At 41.6% G+C, this 16,670-nt stretch carries 19 protein-coding genes; 7 read left to right on the plus strand and 12 right to left on the minus strand.

What is annotated here, in order from left to right; all coding sequences use genetic code 11:
- Positions 1 to 17 precede the first annotated feature (17 nt).
- The gene (locus JU57_RS12020; protein ID WP_051906849.1) at positions 18 to 569 is read right to left on the minus strand and encodes a 3'-5' exonuclease; all 552 of its coding nucleotides are present in this window, start codon (positions 567 to 569) and stop codon (positions 18 to 20) included.
- Positions 570 to 835: 266 nt separating this feature from the next.
- Here JU57_RS12020 and JU57_RS12025 point away from each other — a divergent pair, with 266 nt between their 5' ends.
- Positions 836 to 1,690: a D-amino-acid transaminase gene (locus JU57_RS12025; protein WP_037961473.1), complete on the plus strand. Its 855-nt coding sequence runs from the start codon at positions 836 to 838 to the stop codon at positions 1,688 to 1,690.
- Positions 1,691 to 1,724: 34 nt separating this feature from the next.
- On the opposite strand, the gene JU57_RS12030 is transcribed toward JU57_RS12025, so the two are convergent.
- On the minus strand, positions 1,725 to 2,330 hold the full coding sequence (locus JU57_RS12030; protein ID WP_037961476.1) for a pyridoxamine 5'-phosphate oxidase family protein: 606 nt from the start codon (positions 2,328 to 2,330) through the stop codon (positions 1,725 to 1,727).
- A gap of 8 nt (positions 2,331 to 2,338) precedes the next feature.
- Entirely contained in the window at positions 2,339 to 2,707 is a 369-nt protein-coding gene (locus tag JU57_RS12035; protein WP_037961479.1) for a pyridoxamine 5'-phosphate oxidase family protein, read from the minus strand.
- A 101-nt stretch (positions 2,708 to 2,808) separates the two neighbouring features.
- Between JU57_RS12035 and JU57_RS12040 the strand changes: the two genes are divergently transcribed.
- From JU57_RS12040 to JU57_RS12050, 3 genes are all read left to right on the plus strand, one after another.
- Complete coding sequence (locus JU57_RS12040; protein WP_037961482.1) at positions 2,809 to 4,194, plus strand: PLP-dependent aminotransferase family protein; 1,386 nt, start codon at positions 2,809 to 2,811, stop codon at positions 4,192 to 4,194.
- Positions 4,195 to 4,411: 217 nt separating this feature from the next.
- Entirely contained in the window at positions 4,412 to 5,440 is a 1,029-nt protein-coding gene (locus JU57_RS13820; protein ID WP_294877312.1) for a GGDEF domain-containing protein, read from the plus strand.
- 148 nt (positions 5,441 to 5,588) lie between these two features.
- Positions 5,589 to 6,635 (plus strand): GGDEF domain-containing protein, encoded by a 1,047-nt coding sequence (locus JU57_RS12050; protein WP_037961484.1) that lies wholly within the window; start codon positions 5,589 to 5,591, stop codon positions 6,633 to 6,635.
- Here the strand turns inward: JU57_RS12050 and JU57_RS12055 are convergent, their stop codons facing one another.
- Together JU57_RS12055 and JU57_RS12060 are read right to left on the minus strand one after the other, a co-directional pair.
- Complete coding sequence (locus JU57_RS12055) at positions 6,636 to 7,160, minus strand: hypothetical protein (RefSeq protein WP_037961486.1); 525 nt, start codon at positions 7,158 to 7,160, stop codon at positions 6,636 to 6,638.
- A gap of 50 nt (positions 7,161 to 7,210) precedes the next feature.
- On the minus strand, positions 7,211 to 8,161 hold the full coding sequence (locus JU57_RS12060; RefSeq protein WP_037961488.1) for a multidrug resistance efflux transporter family protein: 951 nt from the start codon (positions 8,159 to 8,161) through the stop codon (positions 7,211 to 7,213).
- Positions 8,162 to 8,312: 151 nt separating this feature from the next.
- On the opposite strand from JU57_RS12060, the gene JU57_RS12065 reads away from it, so the two are divergent.
- Complete coding sequence (locus JU57_RS12065) at positions 8,313 to 9,188, plus strand: DMT family transporter (RefSeq protein WP_037961491.1); 876 nt, start codon at positions 8,313 to 8,315, stop codon at positions 9,186 to 9,188.
- 64 nt (positions 9,189 to 9,252) lie between these two features.
- Here JU57_RS12065 and JU57_RS12070 read toward each other — a convergent pair whose 3' ends face one another.
- The 7 genes from JU57_RS12070 to JU57_RS12100 all read right to left on the minus strand — a co-directional run bounded on the left by JU57_RS12070 (position 9,253) and on the right by JU57_RS12100 (position 14,144).
- Positions 9,253 to 9,852 carry an OmpA family protein gene (locus JU57_RS12070; protein WP_037961493.1) on the minus strand — a complete coding sequence of 200 codons (600 nt, stop codon included), beginning with the start codon at positions 9,850 to 9,852 and terminating at the stop codon, positions 9,253 to 9,255.
- The gene (locus JU57_RS12075; RefSeq protein ID WP_037961495.1) at positions 9,849 to 10,289 is read right to left on the minus strand and encodes a FecR domain-containing protein; all 441 of its coding nucleotides are present in this window, start codon (positions 10,287 to 10,289) and stop codon (positions 9,849 to 9,851) included. Before JU57_RS12075 ends, JU57_RS12070 begins: the two co-directional genes overlap by 4 nt.
- Positions 10,290 to 10,419: 130 nt before the next feature.
- The gene (locus JU57_RS12080) at positions 10,420 to 11,226 is read right to left on the minus strand and encodes a PhzF family phenazine biosynthesis protein (protein WP_037961498.1); all 807 of its coding nucleotides are present in this window, start codon (positions 11,224 to 11,226) and stop codon (positions 10,420 to 10,422) included.
- Positions 11,227 to 11,252: 26 nt separating this feature from the next.
- Positions 11,253 to 12,038 carry a hypothetical protein gene (locus JU57_RS12085; protein WP_037961500.1) on the minus strand — a complete coding sequence of 262 codons (786 nt, stop codon included), beginning with the start codon at positions 12,036 to 12,038 and terminating at the stop codon, positions 11,253 to 11,255.
- A 15-nt stretch (positions 12,039 to 12,053) separates the two neighbouring features.
- Positions 12,054 to 12,683: a GNAT family N-acetyltransferase gene (locus JU57_RS12090; protein ID WP_037961503.1), complete on the minus strand. Its 630-nt coding sequence runs from the start codon at positions 12,681 to 12,683 to the stop codon at positions 12,054 to 12,056.
- Between the two features lie 67 nt (positions 12,684 to 12,750).
- On the minus strand, positions 12,751 to 13,254 hold the full coding sequence (locus tag JU57_RS12095; RefSeq protein WP_037961505.1) for a YgjP-like metallopeptidase domain-containing protein: 504 nt from the start codon (positions 13,252 to 13,254) through the stop codon (positions 12,751 to 12,753).
- Positions 13,255 to 13,256: 2 nt separating this feature from the next.
- Positions 13,257 to 14,144, minus strand: coding sequence for a CHAD domain-containing protein (locus JU57_RS12100; protein ID WP_037961509.1), 888 nt, complete (start codon positions 14,142 to 14,144; stop codon positions 13,257 to 13,259).
- Positions 14,145 to 14,353: 209 nt separating this feature from the next.
- Between JU57_RS12100 and JU57_RS12105 the strand changes: the two genes are divergently transcribed.
- Positions 14,354 to 15,514, plus strand: coding sequence for a MotA/TolQ/ExbB proton channel family protein (locus JU57_RS12105; protein WP_051906851.1), 1,161 nt, complete (start codon positions 14,354 to 14,356; stop codon positions 15,512 to 15,514).
- The gene (locus tag JU57_RS12110) at positions 15,514 to 16,587 is read left to right on the plus strand and encodes an OmpA family protein (protein WP_037961516.1); all 1,074 of its coding nucleotides are present in this window, start codon (positions 15,514 to 15,516) and stop codon (positions 16,585 to 16,587) included. The genes JU57_RS12105 and JU57_RS12110 overlap by 1 nt, the downstream gene beginning before the upstream one ends.
- Positions 16,588 to 16,670 lie beyond the last annotated feature (83 nt).

The following is a 16,670-nucleotide window of genomic DNA, read 5'->3' on the forward strand; positions in this document are numbered from 1 at the left end:
TTATAGCAGTTTACTGTTTAATTGACGAATATTTGAAGCTGAGAAACTCGTTTAAACCAGGCATCCAAATCTAAACCTGTTTTATTAATAGCAGCAACTAATACTTGTCCAGAAGCCTTTGCATCTTCGAGTGCATCGTGATGCTTGAATTCATACCCAATCATTTTACAAATGTTAGATAACCCATACCCACTCCATGCACACTCTTCCCATGCACGACGAGCCACCCTTGCAGAATCAAGCCATACGGTATTAATTGAATTCAGAGAATATTTATTAATCGCTCGACTAACTGAAACTCGATCAAAGTGTGTATGGCTTACACAAATCCCACCAGTTAAAAAATCAGATAATTTCTGAAAGACATCAGGAAATTTTGGAGCACCAATAACATCATCTTCAGTGATTCCGTGAATATCGATATTTATAAAATCAAAATAATCTTCTGGGTCGACTAACGATGACCATTCCTCTACAAGTATTCCATTCTTATATTTCGCCAATCCAATTTGGCAAATTGAAGACATATCTGCATTTGCAGTTTCCACGTCAATTGCTACAAATTCCATGACTACTCCTTCTTCGCATTAAAGAGATTAGGGGTCAGGAGATTAGTAAATCAAAAAGGTCTTTACTTTTACGCTAACCCAATTTGCCACAAACTCCAACACCCATTAAAAATAATATCTCTTTAATCTTTAAAACCAAAATAGAAAATGCCCTAAACTTCTTTTTCAATGCTTTACATGTAAAGAAAAAACCATTGCCTACTTATTGCACAGATGGCTAAGAAACCTTTTGATACAATTACGTATTATTTTTTTTGGAGTCTGTAATGAGCAGTATTGTTTTTTTAAACGGAGATTTTTGTAAAGAGGAAGATGCGAAAGTATCTATTTTTGATCGTGGGTATCTTTTTGGCGATGGTATCTACGAAGTGGTACCTGTTATTAATGGAAAAGTGATTGACAAAGAGCCTTTCTTTGAGCGTTTTGATGCAAGTATGAGCAAAATTGGGCTCAAAGCGCCTTTTTGCAAAGCGGAGATCATTACGATCTTAGATACGTTAATTGCTAAAAATGAGATCGTTGAAGGTGGCATTTACATGCAAGTGACACGCGGTGTGGCACCTCGTGAGTTTTATTTCCCTGAAAATACCCCAACCACATTTATGGCGTTTACCTTTAAAAAAGAGATTATCAACCATCCTTTGGCAAAAACGGGCATCAAAGTGGTCAGTTGTGCGGACATCAGATGGAAAAGACGTGACATCAAGTCTATTTCACTCTTGGGTCAAGTGTTAGCCAAAGAAGAAGTCCACCAAAAAGGTGCCTTTGAAGGCTGGATGGTTGAAGATGGTTTTGTCACAGAGGGAACCTCATCGGCTGCCTTTATCGTGAAAGATGGCGTGATTATCACGCGTCCACTTTCCAATGCGATTTTGCCAAGTATTCGTCGCAAACTCTTAATGGAATTTACCAAAGCAAACAACATCAAAGTTGAAGAGCGTCTTTTTACCATTGAAGAAGCGTTAAATGCAGATGAAGCGTTTATGGCAAGTGCGACTGTTTTTGTTCTTCCTATCATCGAAATTGATGGTAAGCCTATCGGCAGTGGAAAACCAGGTCCCATGGTTCAAAAACTTCGTGAATTATATGTCGAAGCAGCCCTCAAAGAGGCGAACGCCTAAATACATGAGAGGCTTTACATGTAAAGCCTCTTTTCTACTTTAAATCCATTTGTTTGATCAGATCAATGGTAAGAAGATCAAGGGTGGTTCCGCGTTCGCGTAACTTTTCAATTAGGCTTTTTTTACGCTCTTCACTTAGGTTTTGCCCTGCTTTAAACTTGAGCGAGATCGACTCTGGGTTTAAGCGAAGAAGCCCTGTCTGCTCTATCATTTTGGTATAAATGGGATTGGTAGCTTCGATGGCATCGTAACCGCCTTCGGGTTGCAGCTTTTGCATGAGCGCTGTGAGCATCAAACATTTTAGATCAGCATTGCTCACGATTTCAATCAACCCTGTGATATGAGCCGAGATAAAAAACTGTGTTGCAGGCGAAGCAGAACGCGTGTTGCTAAAGTAAGAGGGAATCAAGGAGAGTGGCTTCACCACGCTAAAACTCGCTCTAGGATTTTTGGCGATTAGCTCCATTTTACGCCCTTCTTTAGAGCCATGAAAACAGAGGCTTTTCTCATACCAGACAAAATTCAGTGGCACGCCATACGGTTCTTGCTCATCCATTAAGCAGAGTGTTCCGTATTCACACTCGGCAAATAATTCCTCGATACGGTTAGTATCATTGACTTCAAATTCAGCTCTTCGCATCGTCTCTCCTACGTTGTTTGGATAAAATCTTTAATCGCGATTTTCATCACCGCTCGTGCCCACGGGTAAGTCGCTTTCATCTGGTTACATTCATCACCATCGTACACAATCGTCGCATTTCCATGAAGCAAAAACCCAGTTCCCTCACCGTGCAAGCCTTCTACTTCTTTACTTCCAACCGTCACTAAAACTCTGTTATTGTGTGCCAAAGCTTCTCCCATTGTGTTCATTCCACCAACGGGAACAATGAAATTATCATTGTTTACTGTCACAAATGAGTGCCATGTATTGACAACATGAGGAAAGTTTTTTCCTTGGGCGATGATAGCAACCGTTCCCTCTTTTTGCATAACTGATCGCAATTTATCTGAAATCATTTATCTCTCCATTGAATTATTTTAAATTGTAATTGTGGTATTATAATCTCAATCTGTACTCTACACAAGAGCCAGTTAAGTAAATATTTTAGGGGTCAGTTATGTATATCCTTGACAAAGAAGCCACAAAGCCACTCTACATACAGCTCTACGAAGCCATGAAAGAGGAGATTTTAAACACCCTTTCGTCTGGAGCAAAACTTCCCTCGGTACGCAAAGTTGCAACAGAGTACACACTCAGTAAAACCACTGTGGAACTAGCGTACAAACAACTCTATGCGGAAGGGTACATTGAGAGTATTCCCAAAAGTGGCTACTTTGTTGCCGATACCTTTCACGAATATGGTACGCCCTCTTTAACAGCGCCGTTCAACGTATCGGAACCAAAGCCTCTGATTCGTTATGATTTTTTTCCTGCTCGGTTGACGCATGATGCGTTCCCTTTGAAACTGTGGCAACGTCTTTTTATCAAAGCGATGAAAGAGAGTTTAGACTTTGGGGCGTATGGTGACAGGCAAGGGGAACAGGGACTCAGAACTCAAATTGCGCAGTACCTTATAAAATCCCGTGGTGTGAACTGTGACGCTTCGCAAATCGTTGTTTGTGGTGGATTTACAGACTCGATGAACCATCTTGCGGCACTCTTTAAAGAGACTTTTCAACGAATCGCCATTGAGCATCCTGGTTATCCTGCTACGGGCAAGGTCTTTGAAGATTATGGTTATGACAGTGTTCCCGTTAAAGTCGATCACAACGGTTTAAACATTGACCAACTGGAAGCGACGAAAGTCAAACTGGTGTATATTACCCCCTCCCACCAATACCCAACAGGGGTCACGATGCCTATTCCTAACCGTATGAAGTTGTTAGATTGGGCAAAACGCGTTCAAGGGGTTATCATCGAAGATGATTACGACAGTGAACTACGGTACCAAAATCGCCCTATTCCTTCACTTCAAGGACTGGATCATGATGGAAATGTTATCTATGTTGGAACGTTTTCCAAGTCGCTTTCTCCCACACTTCGTGTGAGCTACATCGTGCTTCCGCATCGCTACTTGGAAGCGTATGCAAAGGTATGCCAAATGCGTCATCAACGCTGCCCTGTGTCACTGTGTACCCAAAAAACCTTGGAACTGTTTATGAAAGGTGGTCATTGGGAGCGACATCTACGCAAAATCCGCACTCTAAACCGAAAGAAACACGACTTGATGAAAGAGAGACTCAAAAGCACGTTAGGATCTATGATAGAGATCATCAGTGAAGGCGGTGGACTTGCCATTTTAATACGACCTACCATTACGATTGATCTGAAAAAATTAAGAGAAAACGCCCTTAAAGAAGGTATAAAACTCTATTGTGCGAGTGATCTTTACGGTGAGACGTGGGAAGCGATTCGCATGGGGTTTGGAGGGCTAGCGGAGAGAGAGATCGAAGAAGCCATAGCGCTTCTTCAAAACATATGGATCAAAACCCTTAAAGCTTAGTCCTGCTTTATAGTGCAACTTTTTACGTTTACATGTAACATACAACACCTTTGTCACAATAATTAATGTACAATGATCAGAAAAAAAGAGGCAACATGCTTTCACTGGCTAAAAACATGCAGCATTTTGTGGATCTTATTGTCGAGAAATCTCCCTCTTTAGATGAGATGAAGAGGAGCTTTCACGACTTAACCATTACGTATGGATTGCATTTTTGATGATTCCTGTCTCCCTTTTTACCAGTGTTTACAATGCGTATAGTGCCAATTACACCTTGGCTTTTTTGATCATGCTTTTTGCCTCTTACACGATTGGCTCGCTCTTTCTCATCCCTAAAATTAAAAAAACGTACCTGCTGTACCACGGCGCCAATCTTCTTTATACGATTTTACTGCTTTACGTTGTTTCGCATCTTGATAGTGAAAATTCACGCATCCTTTGGACCTATATTTATCCCATTAGTGTTATCTTTTTATTTGGCAATCGTCTGGGTTTTTTGTACAGTTGTCTCTTTTTGAGCATGATCATCGCGCTGTTTCTCTTTGTTCCGCATATTCACACCGTCTACAGCATCCCGTTTCAAATTCGTTTTGCCATTACGTATATGATCGTTGCGTTTATCAGCAGTTGGGTGGAGTATCACCGTGCGCGGTACCAAAAAGAATCTTTGCAGACGCACTACGCTCTTTTTTTAGAACAAGCACTGCTCAAAGAGGAGATCGAGCGACGTTGTGTGCTTGAGAAAGAGCTTCAATACCTCGTACAAACGGACACCCTAACCTTGGTCTACAACCGTGGTTATTTCTTGGAATTGGCAGAAAAAGAGCTTCAACGTGCCATGCGTTACGATGCTTCGCTCTGTTTTGCGGTACTTGATATTGACAATTTTAAACGCATCAATGACACACTGGGTCATCCTGTGGGCGATAGCGTACTCCAAGCGTTAGCACAGCATTGTAAACAGAGTTTGAGGGAGACGGATATTATTGGGCGGTTGGGCGGTGAAGAGTTTGCATTGATCCTTTTACATGTAAACGAAGAACACGCTAGAGCGAAGATGGAAAAACTCAAAGATGAGCTGAGTCAACTGAGTGTTCCCTACGATGGAGGGCTTACGCTCAACTTTACCGTCAGCATTGGATTAGCCATGTTGAATGAGCGCATTAAACGACTTGATGAGCTTTACATTCAAGCCGATGAGAAACTTTACCTTGCTAAAAATGCAGGGCGTAACTGCGTTCGTTAATGAATTGGAGGTTTTGTTCGCAAGATTTTCTTGACAGCTAAGAATCTTTGAAACATAACGCTTTATTTCCACCTTTCTTCTTGGATTCTTTTTTCAATACAACGCTTTTATAACGGTTGCGATGTAGAATTAAAAAAAAAGAGCTGCCATGATTAGATTAGCTAAGAACATTCAACATCTTGTTGATTTCATTGTTTCTAAGGCGCATTCTCAGCATGAAGAGGAAATTTTTAGACTCAACCATTATGTGTGGATCGCTCTTTTGATGTTGCCTGTTGCCATTGGTTCTGGAGCCTATAATGTCTACATCAAGAATTATGCGTTAGCCTTTCTGATCATACTTTTTTCAGGGCATATGATTGGCTCATTGTTCCTCATTCCTACCATCAAAAGAACGTATCTGCTCTACCATGGTGCCAATCTTCTCTACACTTTTTTGCTTCTTTACATGGTGTTCCATACTGATGCTGAGAATTCCCGTATTCTTTGGGCTTATATCTACCCTGTAGGCATCATCTTTTTATTGGGGCATCGTCTTGGCTTTTTATGGAGCTTTTTACTCTTATGTATGATGATCGGGCTTTTCCTTTTTGTTCCTGAAATTCACACGATCTACAGCATCCCCTTTCAAGTTCGTTTTGGTATCACCTATCTTGGTGTAGCGATTATCAGCAGTTGGGTTGAATACCACGGCTCGCGTTCTCATCAAGCGCTTTTGTTAGAGCAAAAATTACTCAATGAAGAGATAGAAAGACGCAAAATACTAGAAAAAGAGCTTAAACGCGCCAAACGCTATAACACCTCTCTCTGTTTTGCTATCCTTGATATTGACTATTTTAAGCGCATCAATGACACCTTTGGTCATCCTATTGGTGACACCGTTTTACAAGCACTTGCAAAACAGTGCTTAGGTAGCTTGCGAGAAACGGATTTAATGGGAAGACTGGGTGGAGAAGAGTTTGCGTTTTTACTGTTACATGTAACCGAAGAGCAAGCCAGAGCCAAGATGGAAAAGCTTAGAGAAGAGCTAAGCCAACTCAATGTTTCCTATGATACAAACTCAACGCTCAATTTTACTGTGAGTATCGGTCTTGTGATGCTCTCAGAGCGGATTGAAGGGTTGGATGAGCTCTACATCCAAGCCGATGAAAAACTCTATGCCGCTAAAGATGCGGGGCGGAACTGCGTGCGCTAATTAATGAGAAGATTTTTTGGCAAGATTCTCTTTTTTGCTTGCACCGTTCATATCCATGCCATAACGGTTGTACCCACCGATAAAGATTTTTTGAGCAGGGTCAAAACTCTCAGAGCACGCCTCTTTATCGTATTTAGCCACAAATTTTTTGTTCCCCTCTTCGACACTTAAGTAGTACTCAACGCCCTTGTCTACCATCGCAATTTTGGAAAAGTCTTTGCACTGTTTTTTCAGATCATCGGGCAGCGTGTGGTATTTATTAAGCTCCTCTAAAATTTGTTTGTACTGGGTTGTGGTGGATTGAAAAAAGACTTTGTTTTGCATCGCATAGACTTTGGTAACGACTAAAGAGAGATCTTTGTGTTTAAACGTTTGAGGCAAATTTCCTGCTAAACTTTGCGCCATAAACGAAGCATACATCTCAGGTGTGATGTTAAACGGAAGCGCCATTTTTTGGCTTTCGGCATATGCACACACACTGAAAAGCAGTGCCAGCAACCACCATGCTTTTTGAAGCGTTTTCATCTCAAATCCTTACCATCATCTTTTGCGGTATTGTAACTCATTTTAATGAATCAATCATCAACAGCACTCGTTTTTTCTTGAAAGTAGATAAAAAATCCAAGTCCCAAAAACACCAAACTCATCCCAGCCCACGCTTGCGCATTGGGCAGTTCCGCACCTAAAAAGAGCATCTCTCCCAAGAGTGCGAAGATCACTTCGCTCGCTTGCGTGGCATCGACGGCGGCCAGTTCACTGGACTTATGCGCCTGATGACGTGCGAGTAAAAAAAGCGTGGTTGCCACCAGTCCTGAGAGCAGTGCGACCAGTGAAGTGTTCAGTACTTGTCCCATTGAGGGCATCGGTGGGTTGATCAATGCCACTAAAACGATCCAAAAGGGGAGTGAACCTAAAGAGAGCAAAAAGACTTTGTTAAACGCATTTTCCAATAACGGCGAATCGATCTTGGGGAAAAGTGTATGCCCGTGTTTGGACTCCCAGACGAGTTGATTGCCAAAGGGATAACAAAATGCGGCGATGAGAACGGGAAAAGCACCTTTGGCAAACTCCACAAAGTGAAAGGTCGAAATGTGTGAGGTGTTGATCAGCCCAACACCGATGACGATGATCGTTGAAAAGATCCAAATACGTTTGGGAAACACTCTTCCAAAGAGCATCAAAACAAAAAGCGATGCAATAATGGTCAACTGCCACGTCGCCGCAATAACCCACGCAGGCGCATAATCTGCACTAAAGCACAAAAGAGCGTAAAAACAGCCAAACCCAATGCTCCCCGCCACGCTCCAAAAGAGCCAATGTTCTCTAAAAAGTCTAAAAAGCGATTGAAGCGGTTTTTGACCCTGAAACAGACGAATCACGATCAGTAAAAAAACGATCATAAAAACATACCGCAATGACGCAGACCAGATCCAATGTCCACCGTCTAAACTCATCAAACGGTTGAGCACAAACGTGGAGCTAAAAAAAAGCGCGGAGAGTAAACCAAGAGCAATGAGAGCAACCATACATCTTCCTCGAAACATAAATAAAGTGCCATTATACCCATTCCCACGCACGCATTATGGTTGAAAAATAGACCTTACATGTAAAGATAATTTTTTAGCACACTAAATCTTGCATCTGCTACAATAACGCCAATAGTTTAAAAAGGTTTTCATGTCAAACGCATTCAAAGCGCATCTTATGGTGCTTCTTGCCACGTTTTTGGTTGCAGGTTCTTTCATCATCTCCAAAAAACTCTCTGGCGTTATTCACCCTATTTCACTCAATCTTTTGCGTTTTCTTATCGCCTCTTGTGCACTGGCTCCTTTTATCTTTACGAGTGCTAAAAAACGCTCACGCATCCTTCCATCGCTTTGGAGAACGCTGATCATCAGCCTTTTTTACGCACTCTATTTCATCGCATTTTTTAAAGCATTGGAGTACACGACGGCTTTGAGTACGGGCACACTCTATACGCTTGTACCCCTTGTGACGGCGATTTTGTGTATTTTCTTTTTTAAGGAGCGCATCAGCCAAAAGCAATTGATGATCTATCTTTGTGGTATCGTTGGCACCTTGATCGTTGTCTTTAAAGGCGACATCAACCTTCTGCTGCACTTTTCACTTGGTCAAGGTGAACTGATCTTTTTAGCCGCGGTACTGAGCATGGCGCTTTACTCCATCTGCACCAAATTTCTTCACCGCACGGGCGATGATATGAGCGTGCTGGTCTTTATGACGCTCATCGGTGGATCGCTCTGGATGGGAATGGCTTTAATGCTTTTTGACATTCCATTGGAGTGGGAGCGCTTGAACATCGAAGCGTTGAACTATCTGCTCTACCTTGCCATCGTGGCGACTTTTTTCACGGTCTATCTCTACCAAAAAGCCTCCATTGTGATCGGTCCCAAAAAAGTGATGGCGTATGTGTATCTAAGCCCCGCGAGCATCGCGTTACTGCTGTACCTTTTGGAAGGAGCTACGCTCTCCATCGAAGTCTGCGTTGGCATTGCTATCTCGACCATTGCGACTTTTTTGCTTCTCAAATGAAACACTACAAAGCGTTTTTATCTTTACATGTAAACATTCAAAAGCTTTGTAAAACCAAATGCAACTACTTGAGGATAATCTCCACGCGTCTGTTTTTTGCGTTTGGTTTATTATTGGGAGTCGGTTCTAACGGGTTTGCATCACCATAATACTTCAATTGAATGAGTGACTTAGGCACCCCATAGACTGCCAATTTGTCTGCAACAGTTTTAGCTCTTTGGAGTGAAAGCGTTTTGTTGTATTCTTTATCGCCTGCGCTATCGCTGTGACCGATGCTGATGACTTCAACAACCTTATTTTCACGAATCAAGCGAGCCACCATCTTCAACTCTTCAAGCTGTTTTGCCTCTAAAACAGCACTGTCAAAACCAAAAAAGAAGAGGTAACTTTGAGGTTTTTGCGGTAAAGCATGTAGCACTTCCGCATACTTGACTTGAACGCTCGCTTCGGTCTCACGTTTGGATGTAATCTCACCTTTTTGAGAAATATCTAAGGCTTCATAGGCTTTGTTTATCGTGTGCGTATCACCTTTGCGATCCGCCACGGAGATAGTGCCCACTTTACCATCTTCTTCGGGCATCAGGGTTATTTGAACCTCTTTGGTCGTACACCCTGAAAACAAAACGGCTCCTAAACAGAGTCCTAAAAGTGCTAAGTGTCTCATTCTTTCGCCTCCGCTACAAAATAGGTTCCTCTGATGCCAATGGTCGCCGTTTTTGCTTTGATCTCCATTGCGTCAGGATTGATCTTAGGAATGAGTCCTGTTTTGCACGCCATAATCCCTTTGAACAGATTGCTTTTAAATTTAACATTTTTATTTTCAGGTTCAAACAGATACTCATCAACCAAAAATTCAGCATTGGAACCGATCGAAATCAAGGTATTGTCTTCAAAAACAATGCCGATGGTGCTGTTTGAAGCCGTTTTAATAGAGTCTTTTTCAAAGATTCTATCGCCTTGTTTCAAGCTCACCGTTGTGTGATCAGCATGCGTTACGCCGACATCCCCTTGAACCGACTTGACAAGCGCCACGGAGGGTGACGCCAAGAGTAAAAGAGGTGTTACGATGAACCATATCCCCAATGCAAAATACTTTTTCATATTTATTCCCTCACTTTTGGCACAATACTGCTTATCTCGTGAATCGATTTTATTACCATTTAGATTATTTTGATCTAAATAATGATGTTATCGTGAGAAATTTATGCTCTTTTATAAAAATTGTAACGATTTACGCACGAAGTTCAATCGTCCCTTGCAAATACTCCACACACGCACCCGAAACAAAAACACGCTCTTTTTCAACACAGCAGTACAGCACACCTGAACGCTTCGATGATTGCAGGGCGACAAGCGTTTGTTTACCCAAACGTTTCGACCAAAATGGCGCAAGCCCTGCATGAATTGAGCCCGTAACAGGGTCTTCCACACCACCATTAGCAGGCCAAAAATAGCGCGAAACAAAATCAAACGCTACACTTGGAGCTGTTACTACTACATCAAAAGGTGCCAATGTTGTCAGCTTTTCAAGATCGGGCACGACATTTTTGACATCGTCCTCGTCTTTATACACCGCAAAATAAGCTTGTTGGTTCTTGTAAAATTCAAGCGGCGCAATGGAAAGTCCTGTTTTTAAAGCTTCTGGAACCTCCCCCACACACTCAGGTTCACGGTTTGGAAAACTCATCTCAATCAACCCATTTTCAAGTGCATTCACCTCAATTCTTCCCACCGCTTTTGCCCAAAATGTGATGCAAAACGGATGCCCCAAATGGTTGAAAATCACATACGCACTCGCCAACGTCGCATGCCCACAAAAGTCGATCTCCTTCAAAGGTGAAAACCAACGAATCTCAAAAACACCCTCGTGATTTTTAACAAAAAATGCCGTCTCAGAGAGGTTATTTTCAGACGCAATGCTTTGCATTGTGGATTCTGGAAGCCAATGCTCAAGAGGCACCACCGCAGCTTGATTGCCTTTGAAGAGTGTATCGGTGAAGGCGTCTATGATGTAGATGGGGAGGTGGGTTGGGGTCATGGTCTATTTCCTTAAAATTTAATCCATTATTTTATAATTATTAAGATGCCTATTATCGCGATAAGCATGCCGATCAAAATTAAAATACCATATTTTGCAAATACAGCATCATATGTAAGTTTATTACATTCACCCAATGTCGTTATATCATCTGTTTTCTCAAAATTAAAAGCTAGTAACTGGTTGTTAGATGTTTGAATAAAGTCATCTTGATTTCTTCCACTAATTGTCGACAATTTTTCTATAAATTCCGTAAATAAATCTTCTGATAAATCTCTATTGGTAATTCTTAGTATATGATTTTTTGATTTTATTCCATAAAAATCCAAAATAATTTTTTCAGAGAAATAGTTTATGTTTTGAGTAACCTTAAAAGCCACATTCGACCACTCTTCTTGCAAATGAACTTTTTTCTTTTTCTTCAAAATCAAAAATATTTCATCAATTATAATTTCATCTATGAAAAAAGTTTTTGCATTAGATAATAGTTCTATGCCCACAGCACAAGCAAATAATACAAAAAATATTCGACCAATCAACTCTGTTTGATGATATGCAAACAAAAGTAAGCATCCCATAAGAAGAAATAGCCCTATTTGTTTTACACTAAAACTATCTCTATTGTCTGGATATTTAAAAGAAATCTGTTTTTTTTCCATGCGTTGTTGTTTGCGTGTCTCTTTAGCAGAGGTTTCAAGTAATGCTTTAGTCGTTTCAAGTTCAGCCTTATCCACTGCTTGCCATTCATCCATTTCCGCACTTTCCATCAACGCATTTTCTTCCGCATCAAGTGATTGTAGTTCTGTTTTCATGGGTTACTCCAGGATTTACTTCAAAGGCAAAGTCATATAGTTCCATTGATAATCGTCAAATAAAACAGACCGCGCAAAGCTTTTTTTTTGGAGGCAGGTTCTAAAGAAAAACTTCTCGAAAAAGCGTGTGGTGTCTCTGTTTTTGTCCATTAGATGTAACGTTATAAGGTCAAATTTTGAATCTTTTTTTGCAAAATCGCATGCCCATTTAATGAGAAGTGGCTCAATGCCTTGTGCTTGATGGTCTGGATGCACTGCAATGTCGGCGATGTAGCACTCATAAAGCGCAGGGTCGTGCTTTAACAAATGCGAAGAGAGTGCTAATTTGAAAAAATCCCATTTGCCCAGTACCTGCACCATCTCTTTCGAAAATAGTGTATTTTTAGCTTTGTCTTGGTTACTCTCAGGCTTCCATTTTAAACACAGTGTTCCTACAATTTTATCACCCTCCAATGCGACGATTCGGTGCGTTGATGCCTCGTTGGAAGAAGATTCTAAACGTTTTTCAAACAGATGGGTTAACTGTTCATCGCTTAAATTTTGGCACTGTTTAAAGTGATTTCGAAACGTGTAAATGAGCAGTTCGATCAATGACTGGGAGTGTTTGGAGTGCATGGATTCAAGGCGGATGGTCGTTTCGGACATAGGTAATTTGCCTCAGATAAAATTTTGATCATTATAATCTAAGATGTGGGACTTTTTTACATGTAAACTAATACAACTTCCCAAACAGGTCTAAATGGGTGAGGTAAAGCCTGACATCAAACTCTAATTGGTGGTAGTTTGGCTCCATATTTTCGCACAAGGCGTAAAAGGCTTTGTTGTGTTCTTTTTCTTTGAGGTGGGCGAGTTCGTGCACGCAGATCATCTTCAAAAAGGGCTCGGGGGAGCTTTTAAAAAGCGTTGCGACTCTAATTTCACTTTTGCTGCGTAGGCGTCCGCCGTGGTTTTTGATCGTGATGCGGTGCAATCCTAGCGCGTCGTTGATGTCGTTTATTTTGCCATCATACAGCACTTTGGTGATCGGCTCACTTTTGCGCAGATGCGTGCTTTTAAGCTCCATTGCGTACGTATAAAGTGCTTTGTCGCTGGTGAGATTGTGTGTGGTTGGGTACTTGGAGAGCAGGTATTTTCCCAGTTTTTCTTCGGTGATCAGGCGGCGAATTTGATCTATCAAATGTTCAGGGTAATGCGCGATATAAGCTAGTTCTGGCACGCTTAGCACGCTTTACATGTAAAGATTTTTTCAAATTTTTCGTGCATGGTTTGGAGGGCTTCCTTGCTTGATTTTTCGATGCAGTCCTGCTTGTCCTGTGCGATCTCTTCTTCTAAAAGGGTGATGATCTGTTGCAGCGCTCTACTGTTGGCGCTATTATAGCGTTTGATGCGCTCGATTTGGGTGTTTTTATCTTGGACTTTGCCAAAAGCGGTTTGAATCGGTTTAAAACTTTTCGCAAACTGTTTCAGCGATAGCGCATCGCAGGTGTAGCGCAGTTTTTTGTAGTGAAGTCTGAGTTTATGAAACCGTTCATTAGGGGATTCTGCGTCGAGTTTTTTGGAGATTTTAGCGATCTTGTTAAGGCGCTTTTCGATGATTGCTTTGATGTGCCTGAAAAGTTTTTCTTCAGACTTTGCAAGGCAGAGCTTCTCATCGCTATGCAAGGCTTCGAGTTCATTAAAAATTTTAGCTTGAAGTTTTGAGGTGAACTTTTCTTCAAACTGTCGGTACACGGCCTCTTTTTCTGCCAAAAGTTTTGCTCTCAGTTGTTCAAAATCATCCCAATAGAGTGCATCAACGCTTTGTTTGTACGCCTCAAGTGCCTCTAAAAAGACATCCAGATCGCGCATCTCATTGGTCTCTTGTTGGAGGATTTTGAGGGTTTTGTCAAGTAACTCGTGACGCTTTTCATCCATAAAATCGCTAAATTCCAAGCAGATGGAGCGTGCCGTACGAATGTAAACACGGTACTGGTGCAAGTTTTCAGGATCTTTAGTCTGCAAAAACGCTTTTAAATGCGTTGTGATATTTTCGAGATTGTGGTGCAGCGTGGTTTTGAGTAATTGCTTGATGCTATGACGTTCTAAAAAATCTTTTTTGGAAGACATGGATGAACCCTTATGAGACTTTGGAAAAGGCATTAGAGGCGATACGAGGTGTTGTATCTCTCACCATGATATTAATGACATGAAAAATTGTAGTCTTTTAATATTAATCGCACGTTAATGTTCAGCACTTTGCCTTCTTGTTAACCATCGGTATAAAAAGAAGCGTTATAATGTTTGAAGACACCATAAATACTCTACAAAGGCTTTTTATGCAAGAAAACATGAACGAAACATTCCAAAATCTAGCCGCATTAGAGGCTCCAAAACGTAACTGCGCTTTGGTTTATTTGAAGCTTATTTTGCTTCCAACACTGGCATATCTCTACTTTTTACTCGGCTTTTTAGGCATTTTACATTTTAAAGTGGGGATTCACAGCGTCGTGCTCATCGGGTTTATTTACATCGTTTCCCTCATTTTTGCCAAACACAATGGCGAATTTGGTGTGTGCACGTTTAGGCGTTACTCCAAAGAGTTTCAAACAGAACTTCACGAATATGTCTCGAAAAACTTGATGCCTATTGGCGGGAAAATGAAGTCCAACGCTTCGTTTGAAAATTTCATCGACACGTATGCCAAAGGTATTCGCAATGACAATTATGCCTCCGTGGCGGCAAGTATTTTCCCAACAATGGGTATTTTGGGAACGTTTATCTCGATCGCGTTAACACTTCCTGATTTTTCATCGCAAAGTGCGGGTGCGTTAGAAAATGAAATAAGCCTTCTTTTAAGCGGTGTGGGAACAGCGTTTTATGTCTCCATTTACGGTATTTTGCTCTCACTCTGGTGGATCTTTTTTGAAAAACGAGGACTGAGTCGTTTTGATAGAGACGTAGCACTCATTCAAAACTCAACAGCAGCACTTTTTTGGACCAAAGAGGAGATCGAACAAGCTTACTTACAAGAAAATCTTCAAAACTTTGAGCGCATCGGCAAGATGTTTGAACGCCTAAGCTCCAATGACTTTTTTGAACGCCTTGGCAAAAGCATCGAGACCAAATTTAAACTCTTTGATGAGATGTTAAGTTTAGAAGCAACAGCCGTTAAACGAGGCGCTGAGCACATCAAAGAAGGGATGGAAGCGCTTTCACGCTCACAAGATCGACAGCGCGATTTAGCCGTGATTCACGAAGATATCCTGACCAAACTGAGCCTCTTTAATGAGAGCACCACCTCTTTACATGTAAGGCTGATGCACAGCAATGAAGCGATGCTCAAAACCAACGAAGAGCTTCTGCGCACACTCAAAGAGACCCATATGATGCAAGGAGATTCGACGGCCAATGAAGAGGTTGAGTCGCTTAAAGAGAGCTTGAAGATCATCGATGCTGAAACCGAAGAGATCATCCAGAAAATGGATGCTTTAAAATAATGCGCTACAACCGTTCACGAAGTTCAGATCAAAACTTCTGGGTCTCGTATGCTGACTTGATGGCAGGATTGTTGTTTGTGTTTATCTTGCTTATTGGGGCGATTGTGGTGAAGTATGTGTATGTGCAAACCGATCTTAAAGGCATCAAAAATGATCTTGAAGCGCAAAAAAAAGTTTTGCACATCGCGCAAATGGAGCTCTCCCAAAAACAACGCGATTTCTTAAGGCTTCGCTCAGATATGAATGTCACAAGTGCTTCATTGCAGATCGCCAAAGAGCTGCTCTCTCAAAAAGAGTCGAGTTTGGATGAAGCAACGGCAAGGTTGCAACTCTCAGATAGAGAGATCGAAAATCTTAAAAAACTGTTGCTTGACACCGAACTGGCGCGCGATGAAGTCAAAGGTGAGCTTGTTGCGAGCCAAATGGAGCTAGGAACGACGACCAACACGCTCAAACTCAAAGAGGGAGAGTTAGCGCTTTTAAGTGCCAAACTGCTTGAAAATGCCGCGTCGCATCAACAATTGGTCGAAGATCTAAACCTCACAAAATCGCGCATTAAAAACCTGACAGGCATTCGCATCAAGGTGGTGCAAGAGCTTAAAAATAAACTGGGCAAAAAGATCAACATCGACCCCAACAGTGGCGCGATTCGTCTGCCCTCTTCCGTGCTGTTTGATGTGGGATCGTTTGAGCTCAAACCTGAAGCACAAAAACAGCTCAAAGAGACACTGCAACCGTACCTTGACGTACTGTTAAACGATGAGTCCATACGCGAAAACATTGACCACATCGTCATCGAAGGGCATACGGATTCGGATGGAAGTTACATGCACAATCTCGATCTTTCGCAAAGAAGAGCTTACTCGGTGATGGCATTTATCTATTCACTCGACGAAAAACGCACGACGCTCCTTCAAAAGTACCTGAGTGCCAATGGCAGATCGTACAGTGATCGTATCTTTAAAAATGGTGTGGAAGATAAAGAGGCGTCAAGGCGTATTGAGATTAAGTTCAACCTCTCCAACAAAAAAGCGATTGAAGAGATCGAAACCTTTTTAAATCGTAAAGAGTAACCATGTTACGCAGTGTGCGTAACGGTATCTTGAACAATGAGTAAAACCCATTGTTCAAGGTCAGGGATATATCCCCGACACCT

This window comes from Sulfurospirillum sp. SCADC, assembly GCF_000743525.1.
In the GTDB taxonomy this organism is placed as follows: domain Bacteria; phylum Campylobacterota; class Campylobacteria; order Campylobacterales; family Sulfurospirillaceae; genus Sulfurospirillum.

Excerpts from the sequence above, each read along its gene's own strand:
- JU57_RS12075 (WP_037961495.1), bottom strand. The coding sequence starts at position 10,289 with ATGAAAAAGTATTTTGCATTGGGGATATGGTTCATCGTAACACCTCTT.
- JU57_RS12040 (WP_037961482.1), top strand. The coding sequence starts at position 2,809 with ATGTATATCCTTGACAAAGAAGCCACAAAGCCACTCTACATACAGCTC.
- JU57_RS12025 (WP_037961473.1), top strand. The coding sequence starts at position 836 with ATGAGCAGTATTGTTTTTTTAAACGGAGATTTTTGTAAAGAGGAAGAT.
- JU57_RS12055 (WP_037961486.1), bottom strand. The coding sequence starts at position 7,160 with ATGAAAACGCTTCAAAAAGCATGGTGGTTGCTGGCACTGCTTTTCAGT.
- JU57_RS12090 (WP_037961503.1), bottom strand. The coding sequence starts at position 12,683 with ATGTCCGAAACGACCATCCGCCTTGAATCCATGCACTCCAAACACTCC.
- JU57_RS12030 (WP_037961476.1), bottom strand. The coding sequence starts at position 2,330 with ATGCGAAGAGCTGAATTTGAAGTCAATGATACTAACCGTATCGAGGAA.
- JU57_RS12080 (WP_037961498.1), bottom strand. The coding sequence starts at position 11,226 with ATGACCCCAACCCACCTCCCCATCTACATCATAGACGCCTTCACCGAT.
- JU57_RS12060 (WP_037961488.1), bottom strand. The coding sequence starts at position 8,161 with ATGGTTGCTCTCATTGCTCTTGGTTTACTCTCCGCGCTTTTTTTTAGC.
- JU57_RS13820 (WP_294877312.1), top strand. The coding sequence starts at position 4,412 with ATGATTCCTGTCTCCCTTTTTACCAGTGTTTACAATGCGTATAGTGCC.
- JU57_RS12035 (WP_037961479.1), bottom strand. The coding sequence starts at position 2,707 with ATGATTTCAGATAAATTGCGATCAGTTATGCAAAAAGAGGGAACGGTT.
- JU57_RS12110 (WP_037961516.1), top strand. The coding sequence starts at position 15,514 with ATGCGCTACAACCGTTCACGAAGTTCAGATCAAAACTTCTGGGTCTCG.
- JU57_RS12070 (WP_037961493.1), bottom strand. The coding sequence starts at position 9,852 with ATGAGACACTTAGCACTTTTAGGACTCTGTTTAGGAGCCGTTTTGTTT.
- JU57_RS12065 (WP_037961491.1), top strand. The coding sequence starts at position 8,313 with ATGTCAAACGCATTCAAAGCGCATCTTATGGTGCTTCTTGCCACGTTT.
- JU57_RS12050 (WP_037961484.1), top strand. The coding sequence starts at position 5,589 with ATGATTAGATTAGCTAAGAACATTCAACATCTTGTTGATTTCATTGTT.
- JU57_RS12100 (WP_037961509.1), bottom strand. The coding sequence starts at position 14,144 with ATGTCTTCCAAAAAAGATTTTTTAGAACGTCATAGCATCAAGCAATTA.
- JU57_RS12020 (WP_051906849.1), bottom strand. The coding sequence starts at position 569 with ATGGAATTTGTAGCAATTGACGTGGAAACTGCAAATGCAGATATGTCT.
- JU57_RS12105 (WP_051906851.1), top strand. The coding sequence starts at position 14,354 with ATGCAAGAAAACATGAACGAAACATTCCAAAATCTAGCCGCATTAGAG.
- JU57_RS12085 (WP_037961500.1), bottom strand. The coding sequence starts at position 12,038 with ATGAAAACAGAACTACAATCACTTGATGCGGAAGAAAATGCGTTGATG.